General features: G+C 68.8%; 12 protein-coding genes and 1 pseudogene. 2 read left to right on the forward strand and 11 right to left on the reverse strand.

Features of this window, described 5'->3' with window-relative positions:
• Positions 1–30 precede the first annotated feature (30 nt).
• The 3 genes and pseudogenes from JK364_RS00850 to JK364_RS00860 all read right to left on the reverse strand — a co-directional run.
• Positions 31–954, reverse strand: a pseudogene (locus JK364_RS00850) (2-hydroxy-3-oxopropionate reductase); the annotation flags it as partial.
• 45 nt (positions 955–999) lie between these two features.
• Positions 1,000–1,830, reverse strand: coding sequence for a hydroxypyruvate isomerase family protein (locus tag JK364_RS00855; RefSeq protein WP_201846449.1), 831 nt, complete (start codon positions 1,828–1,830; stop codon positions 1,000–1,002).
• Entirely contained in the window at positions 1,830–2,219 is a 390-nt protein-coding gene (locus JK364_RS00860; protein WP_201846451.1) for an allophanate hydrolase-related protein, read from the reverse strand. Before JK364_RS00860 ends, JK364_RS00855 begins: the two co-directional genes overlap by 1 nt.
• Positions 2,220–2,692: 473 nt before the next feature.
• Between JK364_RS00860 and JK364_RS00865 the strand changes: the two genes are divergently transcribed.
• Positions 2,693–2,959, forward strand: coding sequence for a DUF3311 domain-containing protein (locus JK364_RS00865; RefSeq protein WP_307841121.1), 267 nt, complete (start codon positions 2,693–2,695; stop codon positions 2,957–2,959).
• Positions 2,956–4,458, forward strand: a complete 1,503-nt coding sequence (locus JK364_RS00870; RefSeq protein WP_201846453.1) for a sodium:solute symporter family protein — start codon at positions 2,956–2,958, stop codon at positions 4,456–4,458. The genes JK364_RS00865 and JK364_RS00870 overlap by 4 nt, the downstream gene beginning before the upstream one ends.
• Positions 4,459–4,572: 114 nt before the next feature.
• Here the strand turns inward: JK364_RS00870 and JK364_RS00875 are convergent, their stop codons facing one another.
• The 8 genes from JK364_RS00875 to JK364_RS00910 all read right to left on the reverse strand — a co-directional run bounded on the left by JK364_RS00875 (position 4,573) and on the right by JK364_RS00910 (position 12,669).
• The gene (locus JK364_RS00875; protein WP_201846455.1) at positions 4,573–5,346 is read right to left on the reverse strand and encodes an HpcH/HpaI aldolase family protein; all 774 of its coding nucleotides are present in this window, start codon (positions 5,344–5,346) and stop codon (positions 4,573–4,575) included.
• A gap of 2 nt (positions 5,347–5,348) precedes the next feature.
• Positions 5,349–6,221 (reverse strand): class II fructose-bisphosphate aldolase, encoded by an 873-nt coding sequence (locus JK364_RS00880; RefSeq protein WP_201846457.1) that lies wholly within the window; start codon positions 6,219–6,221, stop codon positions 5,349–5,351.
• The gene (locus JK364_RS00885; RefSeq protein WP_201846459.1) at positions 6,205–7,623 is read right to left on the reverse strand and encodes a four-carbon acid sugar kinase family protein; all 1,419 of its coding nucleotides are present in this window, start codon (positions 7,621–7,623) and stop codon (positions 6,205–6,207) included. Before JK364_RS00885 ends, JK364_RS00880 begins: the two co-directional genes overlap by 17 nt.
• An 11-nt stretch (positions 7,624–7,634) precedes the next feature.
• Positions 7,635–8,795 carry a M24 family metallopeptidase gene (locus JK364_RS00890; RefSeq protein WP_201846461.1) on the reverse strand — a complete coding sequence of 387 codons (1,161 nt, stop codon included), beginning with the start codon at positions 8,793–8,795 and terminating at the stop codon, positions 7,635–7,637.
• A gap of 157 nt (positions 8,796–8,952) precedes the next feature.
• Positions 8,953–10,386, reverse strand: a complete 1,434-nt coding sequence (locus JK364_RS00895; protein ID WP_230991244.1) for a sugar porter family MFS transporter — start codon at positions 10,384–10,386, stop codon at positions 8,953–8,955.
• Positions 10,387–10,549: 163 nt separating this feature from the next.
• Entirely contained in the window at positions 10,550–11,362 is an 813-nt protein-coding gene (locus tag JK364_RS00900; protein WP_201846463.1) for an SDR family NAD(P)-dependent oxidoreductase, read from the reverse strand.
• Positions 11,363–11,464: 102 nt separating this feature from the next.
• The gene (locus JK364_RS00905; protein WP_201846464.1) at positions 11,465–11,953 is read right to left on the reverse strand and encodes a VOC family protein; all 489 of its coding nucleotides are present in this window, start codon (positions 11,951–11,953) and stop codon (positions 11,465–11,467) included.
• Positions 11,953–12,669: an SDR family oxidoreductase gene (locus tag JK364_RS00910; RefSeq protein WP_230991389.1), complete on the reverse strand. Its 717-nt coding sequence runs from the start codon at positions 12,667–12,669 to the stop codon at positions 11,953–11,955. Before JK364_RS00910 ends, JK364_RS00905 begins: the two co-directional genes overlap by 1 nt.
• Between the last annotated feature and the right edge of the window lies 1 nt (position 12,670).

The following is a 12,670-nucleotide window of genomic DNA, read 5'->3' on the forward strand; positions in this document are numbered from 1 at the left end:
TCCTGTCGATTGGTACGTCGGGGGGTGGGTTCAGTGGGTGGCGCGGCCGGCCAGGCGCTCGACGCCGCGCAGCAGGGCGGAGTGGTCGAGCCCGCCGTCGCCGCGGGCGCGGGCCGAGGCGATCAGCTGGGCGACGAGAGCGCCGACCGGCAGGGGCGCCCCCACGGCCCGTGCCGCGTCGGTGACGATGCCCATGTCCTTGTGGTGCAGGTCGATACGGAAGCCGGGCTTGAAGTCGCGGTCGAGCACCGCCTGCCGCTTGCGGGCCAGGACGGTGGAGCCGGCCAGGCCCCCGCCCAGGACCTCCAGTGCCGCCTTCAGGTCCACGCCGGCGTTCTCCAGGAAGACCACGGCCTCGGCCAGGGACTGCAGGTGGATGGCGACCATCAGCTGGTTGGCGGCCTTGACCGTCTGCCCGGCCCCGTGCGGGCCGACGTGCACGATGGTGGTGCCCAGTGCCTCGAACACCGGCCTGGCGTCGGCGAAGTCGTCCGGGTCGCCGCCGACCATGATGGACAGCGCCCCCTCGATGGCGCCCGCCTCGCCGCCGGACACCGGGGCGTCGAGCGTACGCAGGCCCTTGTCCCGTGCGGCGGCGTCCACCTCCAGCGAGGTCTGCGGGGTGATGCTGCTCATGTCGATCAGCAAGGTGCCCGGCCCGGCGTGTTCCAGGACGCCGCCCTCGCCGAGGACGACCTCCTTCACCTGCGGGTCGGCCGGGACCATGGTGATCACGACCTCGGCTTCGCGCACCGCCTCGGCGATGCTGTCGGCGCCCCGGCCACCGGCGGCGACCAGGGTGTCCACGGCCGCGCGGCCGCGGTTGTAGCCAGTGACGGTGTGTCCGGCCTTCACCAGGTTGGCGGCCATCGGGCCGCCCATGATGCCCAGGCCGATGAAGGCGATCTTCCGGGAAGTGGCGCTCATCGTGGGTTCCTTCGTGTCGTCCGTGTCGTCCGTGTCGTCGTGGTGGTCCGCGACAGCGGGCCGGGCACCGGGTCAGGCCTGGCGGTCGCTGCCGCGCCGCTCGCGTGGGAGCCAGTCGAAGCTGTCCGCGCTCGGGCCCTCGGGCTTGTACTCCAGGCCCACCCAGCCGGCGTAGCCCGCGGCCTCGAGGCGCAGCAGCAGCCCGTCGAGGTCCAGCCGTCCCGTACCGGGCGCGCCCCGCCCGGGTGCGTCGGCGATCTGGACATGGCCGATGCGATCGGCGTGGGCGGCGATCACCCCGGGCACGTCGTCACCGTTGACGGAGAGGTGGTAGAGGTCGGCCAGGAGACGGAGGTTGCGGCTGCCGGACTCGACCGCCACCCGGTCGATGACGGCGATCGCGTCCGCCGCGGTGAGCAGCGGGTACGCCGGGGCGCCGCTGACCGGCTCCAGCAGGATCGTGCCGCCGACGCGCTCGGCGGCCTTGGCCGCCAGTGCCAGGTTCTCCACCGCCAGGTCGTCCTGCTCCGCCGGGGCGGCGCCGTCGACCCGGTTGCCGTACAGCGCGTTGAACGAACGGCATCCCAGTTGCTCGCCGATCGCCACGGTGACGTCGATGTTGTCGCGGAACTCCGCGGCCCGGCCCGGCCAGGACACCAGGCCCCGGTCGCCCCCGGGCATGTCCCCGGCGAAGAAGTTCAGGCCGGTCAGGCGGACACCGGCGGCACGCACCGCCCGTACGAAGGCATCGGCCTCCGCGTCCGTCGGCACGGCCGTCGCATAGGGCCACCAGAACTCGACCGCGTCGAACCCCGCGGCCTTCGCGGCAGCCGGACGCTCGAGCAGCGGCAGCTCGGTGAACAGGATCGACAGATTGACGGTGCGGGGAAGTCGGTTCTTCATCAGTGCTCCCGGCCGAGGCTCATCAGGTACGGACGCCAGCCACCGAAGTCGGTGATCTCCTTGTGAACGCCCTTCTCGAGCTCGCCGCGGCGAAGGACCATCGAGAAGGACGAGGAACCGTCCTGGAGTTGGATGATCCAGAACTCCAGTTCCGGCGGCTCGCTGGGCAGCAGGTGGTCGCGCAGCACCTCGTCGGGGACGTCGTAGACCTCGCCTTCCACCGCGGTGGAGACACCGGGGTCGGGCAGCAGCCCGGGGCAGGTGTCCCGGATCGAGAAGAAGCGGTAGCCGGGGGCGGTGCGGGTCCGGGCCACGAGGGGGGCTCCGCGCAGGTGGTGATGGAAGGGGCCGCCCTCCATCGCCTGGCCGTTGAGGAACATGCGTGCCATGGGATCTCCCGTTTCTTGAGGGCGTGTGAGTACGGGTGATGGGCCGGCACCGGAGTGGGGTGCCGGTCAGCGGGGGTCGGCAGAGCACCGGAACCCTTCTGCGATGTGGATAGTATTTTCTGCATTGCGGAATAACAACCCCCGCCGACCACTCATCCCCGACACCCTCGCCTTACGTCCCACGCCTCGCGGTGTCAGACTCATCGGCACGGTGGCGACGCCCGGACGGCCGGGCGGAGCGGGGACGTAAAAAGTCTTGACAGGCCCCCACGGCGGACCTATACATCTGCCAATCGAAAAATAAATTCCGCATGGCGAAAAATACTTCGGCCCCGTCTCAGCTGCCGCCGAGGCCTTGGCCGACGGCCCCGGCCAGCGGCCTTGGCCAGCGGCAGGCGATCCGCTGAGGCGCCGCCTCCCCCACGCCATGCGCGGCGTCCCAACGGCCCCGTCCCGACCGCACCGCACGAGACGTGCCACCCACCCCAGACGGCCTCGCCCCACCAGTGGAGTACGGCCCGGCCCAGGAGGTTCTCGACGTGAAACCCATCCATCTGCTCGGCGCGATCCCGTTCCTCGGGATCCTCGGGGGGATCTTCTTCGCGAACCGGGTGACGCCCTATGTCCTCGGTATGCCGTTCAACCTCTTCTGGCTGGTCATGTGGGTCGTGCTGATCTCCGCGACCATGGCCGTCATCTACCACCTGGACCCGGCGAACCGGGAGGAGCAGAGCTCATGATCGCCCTCACCGTCATCTTCGCCTTCCTGCTCGCGGCCCTGGGCCTGGGCCTGCGCGCCCGCCGTGGCAGGGACATGGACCTCGAACAGTGGTCGGTGGGCGGCCGCGGCTTCGGAACGGTCTTCGTCTTCCTGCTGCTGGCCGGCGAGATCTACACGACCTTCACCTTCCTGGGCGCCTCGGGATGGGCCTACGGCAAGGGCGCGCCCGCGTACTACATCCTCTGTTACGCCTCACTGGCCTACGTCCTGTCGTACTGGCTGCTCCCGGCCGTGTGGCGCTACGCCAAGCAGCACCGGCTGATCTCGCAGTCCGACTTCTTCGTCGCCAAATTCAACAGCCCGCTGCTCGGCGCGCTGGTGGCCCTCGTCGGAGTCGTCGCGATGGTGCCCTACCTCGTCCTGCAGCTCAAAGGGCTGGGGATCATCGTGTCCGTCTCCTCCGACGGCCGTATCTCCTCCCACTGGGCCATCGTGATCGGCACAGTGGCACTGACCCTCTATGTGACGATCTCGGGCATCCACGGCTCGGCCTGGACCTCGGTGCTCAAAGACGTCGCCATCCTCGCGATCGTCCTCATCCTCGGCATCTACCTGCCGATGCACTACTTCGGCGGCGTCGGGGAGATGTTCCACGCGGTGGACAAGGCCCACCCCCAGCTCCTCACCCTCCCCTCCAGCGGCATGAGCACCTCGTGGTTCGCCTCCACCGTGCTGCTCTCGGCGGTCGGCTTCTACATGTGGCCGCACACCTTCAGCGCCTCCTACAGCGCCCAGAACGAACGCGTCTTCCGCCGCAACGCCATCTTCATGCCGCTCTACCAGCTCATCCTGCTCTTCGTCTTCTTCGCCGGATTCACCGCCATCCTGGTCGTGCCCGGCCTCAAGGGCGCCGACGCGGATCTGTCGCTGCTGCGCATCACCACCGCCACCTTCCCCTCCTGGTTCGTCGGCATCGTCGGTGGCGCCGGGCTGCTCACCGCACTGGTCCCCGGATCCCTGCTGCTCATGACCTCCGCGACCTGCCTGTCGAAGAACGTCTACCGCCTCGCCCGGCCCCACACCAGCGAGAAGCACATCGCCCGTCTCGCACAGCTGCTCGTCCCCGCCCTCGCCCTGGTCTCCCTCTACTTCACCTTCAACGGCGGCAGTTCGATCGTCTCGCTGCTGCTCATGGGCTACGCACTGGTCACCCAGCTCTTCCCGGCACTGCTGGCGAGCCTCGCGCCACGGCAGTTCGTCACCAAGGAGGGAGCAGCGGCGGGCATCGTCGTCGGAGTCACCACGGTCGCCGTCGTCACCCTCTCCGGAGTCACGGTGGGCAGTCTCCTGCCGGGACTCCCCCAGGCGGTGAAGGACCTCAACGTCGGTGTCATCGCCCTCGTCCTCAACACCGTGGTCATGGTGGCCACCTCCGCCGCCACCCGCACCGCGAGCCCCGTCCCCGTAACCGCCGCCGCCCTGCGCCCCGAACCCGAGGCCACGGCCGGCACCGGCTGACCCGCTCCCCCGCTTACGCGCCAGGCTGCTCTTGGTCGCCGACCTCGCCGGTGACCAAGAGCAGCCTGTGGAGTGGACGAGCTTGCCGGTCCCCTCCGCTCCCTGGGCTCAGGATCAGTCCTGCAACTGGCGGAATCCTTCCGCGATGCCACTCATACCCTTGTGCAGGATCGTGGTGTGGTTGAACAGCAGCATGGAAGCCCCGCGGGCACGCCACTGAATCGCGTCCTCCACGGTGTCGACCAGCACCGCGAGACGGCATGCGGGCGCCGACAGGACGCTCTCGACGATCTTGTCGATGGAGGCGGACACCTCGGGATGGTTCAGCTCGCCTGGCCTGCCGAGCGACATGGACAGGTCGCTCGGTCCGATCCAGACAGCGTTCAGACGCCCGGTTTCCGCGATGGCACCGATGTTGTCGACGGCTTCGACGTCTTCGGCCTGTGCGACGACCACGGTCCTGGCCGCCGCGTCGGTCAGGTGCTGGTGCAGGGGGATCGTGCCGGAGCGGCCGGCCCGCGTGCTGAGCGCCAGCCCGCGCGATCCATGGGGCGGGTAGTGAGCGGCGGATACGGCGGCGCGCGCTTCGGCCCGCGTCGAGATGTGCGGCACGACCACTCCGGTCGCTCCGGCGTCAAGCGCGCGCAGAACCGCCAGCGGGTCGTTGCTTCCGACGCGGACCAGCGCTGCTGTCCCGGCGGCGTCCGCCGCCCGTAGGTGGTGTTCCAGCTCCGCACTGTCGGAGGGGCCGTGTTCGGTATCGATGAGGACGAGGTCGAACCCGAGGTGACCGGCCAGTTCGACGACCGGTGCGCATGGCATCTTCACGATCAGTCCGGACACGGCGGTGTCCGCGGCGATGCGCGAAGCGAGGGGGGGTTGGGTCACGGTCACGTCTGCTCGCCCTCCGAGCGGGTGCGTCGGCCACCGTCTCCGGCGGCGGTGAAGAGTCCGAGCTTCTCGTCGACCACCCTGGTGGCGGCGGTGATGCCGAACCTGGTGAAGGCGGCCAGCCCGTCACCGGTGACCTCGCAGGTGTTGAGAGCCCGGATGTAGGCGCCTCGTACCTCTGCGTTCACGTTGACCTTGGCGATCCCCAGAGTGATGGCGGCGGCCACCTGCTCATCGGGAATGCCCGAGGCGCCGTGCAGGACGAGCGGGACGGGGCAGTGCCGTTGGATGTCCCGGAGCCGGGCGAGGTCGAGTGTCACCGGCCGGGAGGTCATCCCGTGCACATTGCCGATGGCGACGGCCAGTGCGTCCACCCCGGTCTCCTGGACGAAGCGGCCGGCTGCCTCCGGGTCGGTGCCACCTGCCGCTCGGGCCTGCGTCGAGGAGTCCTCATCACCTGCCACCTCGCCCAGTTCGGCCTCCACCCAGGCTCCGTAGGGCGCCGCCAGTTTCACCGCGCGCGACGTCAGCTCGATATTGGCGGGCAGGTCGAGATGGGAGCCGTCAATCATGACGGAGGTGTAGCCCCTGTCCAGACAGCGCCGGATCTCCTCCAGGTCCCGGCAGTGGTCCAGGTGTACACCGACCTGCCCCGGAGCCTGCTCGGCCAGTGTGAGCGCCACCTTGGCGAGCACCTCCTCGCCGGCATAGCCGAAGGAGGAGCTGCCCGCCTGGAGCAGGACGGGCACCTGCCGGGCGGCCGCGGCATCGAGCACCGCCTGGGCCAGCTCGATGTTGTAGACGCTGAACGCGCCGAGTGCCCGACCGCTCGCATGAGCCTGGGCGAGCACGTCGCTACCGAGCGACAGCACCTTGATCTCCTTCCAGGAGGGACAGCACGTCGGCGAGCGTGTTCGTGTCGCCGACATTGCCGGGGAAGACGACATAGGGCAGACCGGGACGTGCCGTGTCCGCACCCAGTCGGAGCACGGAGACCTGACCGGTGAACATCTGGCCCATCACCCGCGCCCGCCGCATCCCCAGACCGCGGACGGCCACTTCGTGCGAGGTGATCCCGCCCTTCGCGACGACATAGCGCAATAGCAGATCGGCGGGCAGCCGCGCGACGATCGAGCACACGGCGTCGGACACCTGACGGGCGACCGCGAGGCTGCGCTCGCGGTCATCGGCCACGGTACGCACGGTTCGCGAGGTCACGAGGACGGAATGGGCGTGGCGCAGACTCTGTTCCAGCGCGGTGGCACAGTCCGCGATGACCTTCTCGGCTCCGTCCCCGGAGGCGAGGAGCGTGTCGACATCGAGCTCTACCTCGGCCAGGCCGTGGCGCCGCACGGCAGCCTCGAGCTGACTGCTGGTGAGCGCCGTGTGGGAGCCGACCACCGTCAGACCGAACTCGCCCTCCTGGACGGCGGGGTCCGGGTCCGGCATCCCGGTTTCGGCCAACGGCGTGCCCGGCGGCTGCCCGATCAGGGCGCGCACGAACGACGGTCCGGTGCGGTAGAGGATGCGCCTCCCCGCCTGCTCCGCCCTCTGGCAGGCCAGGGCGAGCGACTCCAGATCGGATGCGGTGCGCGCATTGCCGATGACGACAGCGCCGTCACCCGCCGACGCGATCACCTGCGCGGCCTCGTGACCGCCGTCGCCGCGCAGCGTGTCCAGCGACACCGACTTCACCGCCGCCACGCTGTCCCCCAGGCGGGCCGCGACCCAACTGCGCAGGTCCCGCTCGCTGTATCCGAAGGTGGCGTCGCCGGCGAACTCCGTTTGCGCGGCCGGTACGAAGTCGCCGTCCCGCAGCACCCACTGGACGTCGTCCTCGGTCACCCTGCCCGCCTCCACGAACGCGGGAACGAAGACCACCGTGTCCACGGGCTGTCCGGCCTCGGCGCAGACGGCGCGCAGCGCGGTGAGCTCGGGTGCGAAGTGGCCGCGCAGTGTGGAGTCGCTGCGGCTGACGAAGACGGGGCGCACACTGGCCTGCTCTGCGGCCTCGAACGCGGTCCGCGCCATCTCCCGGTTCACCGCTTCGGCGTCGGACCGGGACAGGCTGCGGCTGTTGGTCCACACGAACGTCGGTTCGCGTCGGGCCGCGGAGCGGCGGAGTTCCTCGACGCCGGGCTTGATCAGGACGGTGACTCCGTGCACGGCCTGGGCGCCGGTGGGGTCGTCGTCGAGGATCACGAACCAGGCAGCGGAGTGCTCGTTGTAGCCGCGGATCCGGGACAGCGGGTCGGACGCCGGGCGAAGGTTCACGTCCGCCATGATCACAGGCCCTTGGGCCGGTTCCAGCCGCGCCCGGTGTCGCCGGGGGCCTCCCATCCCTGCTCGGTCACGATGAGGGTGTCCTCCAGCTTGACGAAGCCGGCCTCGGGGTTCTCCACCCAGGTCTCGATCGACAGGACGAGGCCGGGCTCCAAGGGGGCATCGGCGTGATCGGCGGGGTAGGGAACGGGCCCGGTGCCGGTCAGGCGCGGCGCCTCGTGGGTGATGAGCCCCATGCCGTGGGCCACGAAGAACATCTGGTCCTTGTGCGCGCATGCGGCGAGGGCATTCTCGGCCACGGCGAAGATGTCACCGCCACGCTTGCCGGGCCCCACGGCGGTGCGGGCCGCCTGCTGCACCGACTCGATCTCGGCGAGGAGGTCGGTCATCAGCGCCGTCGGCTCGCCTGCCACGGCCATGCGGGCCAGGTCGCCGATATAGCCCTCGTACATGCCACCGGAGTCGAGGGAGAGAACCTCTCCTTCCCGCCAGATCCGATCCGAAGGGGCCCGGTTGAGTTCCTGGCCGGTGGAGACGAGACAGTAGTCGAACACCATCCCGCGCTTGGTCTGCTCCAGCCGGAACCGCTCCACGATGTCCCGCTTGCTCATCCCGGGCCTCGACACCTCGAAGGTCGCGAGCATCGAGTCGATGATGCCGTTGGACGCCTTGCGCACCAGGTCCAGCTCCTCGGCCGACTTGATGGCGCGCATGGCCTCCAGCAGCTTCTGCGCCTCGACAAAGCGCACATCGGGCAGTTCGGCGCGCAGGATGTCCCAGGCGTCGGCCGGCAGGAATGCCTTCTCGACGGCGACGGTCGCCCTGTCCAGACCGCGCTGACGCAGACCCGCGGCAACAGCGCGAGCGGTGTCGGCGCTGGACCATGACACGTGCTGCACATCGGGCACCCAGAAGGGGAACACGTCACTGCCCCAGGCCTCATTGCCGCAGCCGACATAGAAGGACTCCTGCGGCTTGCCCTTGCGGTAGGTGAGTGCGGGCAGGTAGCGCGAGAGGCCGATGGCGTCCATGTTCGCGAAGAAGAAGTAGCGATACCCGCCCAGCATGTACTGAACGTTGAAGCGTGTGGTCGCGACGACCGCGTCCACTCCGGCCTCGTCCATGAGTCGGTCGAAGCGGGTGTGGTCAAAGGGCACGTTCATATGGGGTTCTCCTGCTCAGTGCTTCGGATGTCCGGATTGGGCCCGCGTCGCGAGCTTAAAACTTACTGGTCAACCGGTCAACCATTTTGGTTGACCATTGCCGGGGAAGACGTCACCGGCCGGTGGCGGGCGGTCGGACGTCGGGTGCCCGCCGCCCTCAGACCCTGGCGTAGCTCCGGAAGCGGCGCTCCAGGGACTCAAGGGTGTGGCCTCGGGTCTCCGGAAGGAGCTTGACCAGGAACGTCAGGGTGCCGAGGTTGATGACGGCGAAGACCAGGAAGGTCGTCCCTCCGCCCACGGCCTCGATGACCGGCGGAACCACCAAGGTCACCACGCCGCCCGCGATCCACTGGGCGAAGACCGCGATTCCGATGGCTCGGCCGCGGAAGCGCAGGGGGAAGATTTCCGAAGTCACCAGCCAGTAGCCGGTTCCGATCGCTCCCTGGAAGAAGAAGAGGAACGCCAGCATGGCCACGATGATCAGGTAGTTGCGTCCGGTGGACTCCGGGAGGAGGAAGCCGCCGCCGAGCACGGTGAGGGCGACGGTGACTCCCGTCTGCCCCGCGATGATCACAGGACGCCGGTTGACCCGGCCGTAGACGTAGATTCCGCAGGACACGGCGACGACGGCCACCACACCGTTCGCGATGGTGGTGGTGAGCGCGGCCTTGGTACCGAACCCGATCGACTCCAGCAGGGTGGGTGCCAGGTACACCATCGCGTTGACGCCGGTGAGTTGCATCCCCACGTTGAGCACGATTCCAATCATGAGAAGCCGCCGTACCCACGGCAGCCGCATCTCGCCGGTCTCCGCCTCATGCGTACGTTCGGTGATCTCGTCGAGTTCCGCCTGCGCGGCATCGTGCTCCCGGATGCGTCGCAGTACGGACAGGGCCTCGCCCGGCCGTCCCTTGGCGGCGAACCAGCGCGGTGATTCGGGCATGAACAGCATCCCGCACCACAACAGCACTGCCGGGATCGTGGCCAGGCCGAGCATGTAGCGCCAGGCGTGCTCGTTGTCGGAGAAGTTCGCGATCAGGGCGTTACTGGTGTAGGCGATCAGCTGGCCCGAGACGATCATCAGCTCGTTCTGGGAGACGAGCCGGCCTCGCCGATGTGCGGGAGAGAGCTCCGCGATGAACATCGGCACGGTGGCGGAGGCCCCGCCGACGGCGAGCCCCAGGATGACGCGGAAGACGACCATGCTGGTGGCGTCCGGCGACAGTGCCGTTCCAAGGGCCCCGCCGAAGAACACGACGGCGAAACTGAGGATGGCGCGCCTGCGGCCGAAGCGGTCGGCCAGGCGTCCGCCCAGAAGCGCTCCGAAAGCCGCACCGAAGACGAGAGAGGAGGCGACGACGCCCTCGGTGGTGGCGGTGAGCCCGAGACCGCCCTCCTCGGTCGAATCCCGCATGAACGGCAACGCCCCGGAGATGACGCCCGTGTCGTAGCCGAAAAGCAGAGCGCCCAGGGTGGCGATGGCTGTAATGACACGAACGAACCGCTCCGGCTTCGCGGCCCCGCCGGACGGCGCGTCCGGCGGCGACACCGTCGCGGTCTGGGTTCTGGTTGGTTCGGTCTCCGGCATCATGGCGTCATTGCCTCTCGTGGGTATCCCGCTCAGGGGCGCGGGGTGCTGTACTGTGCCGCTGCGCCGCGAGCGCGTTCGTGACGCGTTCATACACGGCGTGCTGGTATTGGCCCTCGGTGCCGTCGGCCCCGCGGCGGCCGCGGGACCGACGGCACCGAGGGGATCACCAGAGGGTCTGGCCGCCCTCGATGACGAGGTTGTGACCGGTCATGTAGTCCGACGCGGCGCCCGCCAGGTAGACGATCCCGCCCTGCAGATCGGTGAGTTCTCCCAGGCGCCCCGCGGGGATGTCCGTCAGCCACCGCTCCACCAGCGGGGCCAGGGCCTCGGACTCCTCGATGAGCGCGGTCCGGATGATGCCCGGAGACATACAGTTGACGCGGATGCCGCGCTCGGCCCATTCGGCTGCCAGGCTGCGGGTCAGGGTGACAACCGCTCCCTTGGACGCGTTGTAGGCGGCCTGCTTCTGCGGGTGGGGAACGATCAGCGACGCCATCGAGGCGGTGTTGATGATCTTTCCGTAGCCGCGCGGGAACATGGCCCGTGCCTCGTGCTGGCAGGCGAGGAAGGTGGCACGGGTGTTGAGGGCAAAGGTCCGGTCCCAGTCGTCGGCCGTGATGTCCTCGGCCGCGGCGTTGGGATTGATACCCGCGTTGTTGATGGCGATGTCCAGTCCGCCGAATGCGGACACGGTGTCGGCGACGAAGCGCTCGATCGCGGCGTCGTCGGAAACATCCGCCTGGAGCGAGATCGCTTCGATATTCTTGTCGGCGAGTTCCTGAGCGACGGCCTTCGCACGGTCGCCGTCCAGGTCGATCACGGCGATGCTGGCACCGGCTTCGCCGAGCGCGTGCGCGAAGGCCCTGCCGATTCCGGCTCCTCCCCCGGTGATCAGGGCGGACTTGCCATCGAGACGGAAGCGGTCGAGGATCGTCTTCCCTCCCAGACCGGTGTAGACGTCATCCTTAGTGGTCATGGAACTGCTCCTTATGAGAATGCGGGGGCTACTGGGCCAGGTGCGACTGGGCCGGCACAAGCGGACAAGGCCGCGAACTGAGGTCCAGTCCACCGCGGAGGGTTACGGCTGCTGATTGGAGAACGTGCGCTCGTAACCATGGGAGTGCAGTTCCAGCAGGTTGCCGAAGGGGTCCTCGAAATGGAGGAAGCGGTAGGGCTGGTCGCGGAACAGCGGCCAGATCCGGCTGGTACGGATGCGCCCGCCCAGCGAGCGGATGCGTTCTTCGGCGGCTTCGATGTCCGGAACGACGAAGCACAGGTGCGAGTAGCCGGCTCGCCAGTAGGAGGCGGGAACACTGGTGTCCACCGCCGGTGTGATGAACTCGAACAGTTCCAGGCCGACCCCGTTCGCGCCGACCATATGTGCCTGGCGCACGCTGCGGAATTCGGGACCGAAGACATCGCAGGCCGCGGCGTCCTCGTCCGCGTTGATCTCGAACGGTCCGGAGATCACTTGCAGCCCCAGAGCCTTGCCGTACCAGTCGATCGCTTCTTCGATCCGCGGCACACACAGGCCGATGTGGCCGATAACGCTGCTGACCTCTGACATCAGAACGGCACCTCTCCACCGCTGTTGGCCACCACCGTGGGCGCGGCGCCACGGGGCTGCGTGGCGAGATAAAGCGCCAACGACGCGGTCTCGCGCGTAGTCGCGAACCTCCGCAACGGGATCAGGTCGTAGATGTCCTTGTTGTATGCCTCAACTGTCTGGCCCTGAGCGGCCGCGATCGCCTCGGTCGCGGCCACGAAAAGCGGTGTCTCGGTGCGTCCGGGACACAGGGCACGGACCGTGGGTCCCTCGGCCTGGCCGGCGGCCATGGCCCGCACCCAGCCGGTGACCGCCCACTTGGAGGCGCAGTAGACCGCGTTCTCCCGCTCCGCGCGCAGGGAAGCCTGCGAGGAGACGGCGACATAGGCGCCGTGCGAGCGGGTCAGAGGTTCCCTCACGGCTTCGAAAAGGGCGGGAACGGTGGAGGCGTTGATCGTCAGGATGGCTCGCGAGCGTCGCTCGTCGACGTCTGCCAGGGCGACCGCGCCCGCGATTCCGTGTGAGGCCACCACTGCCTCCAACGGCTCGTCCGCGACACGCCGGCTGAGCAGACGGAGGTGGTCCTTGCTGGTCAGGTCGCCGGTGATCGTCTCAACGCCCCGCAGGTCGGCAAGGGACTCGGGCTTGAGATCGTGTGCGATCACGCCGTAGCCGCGCTCGACGGCGAGCTCGACGATGGCGCGGCCGATGCCACCGCCCGCACCCGTGATGAGCATG

It is taken from the genome of Streptomyces endocoffeicus (genome assembly GCF_016741935.1).
Lineage (GTDB): Bacteria > Actinomycetota > Actinomycetes > Streptomycetales > Streptomycetaceae > Streptomyces > Streptomyces endocoffeicus.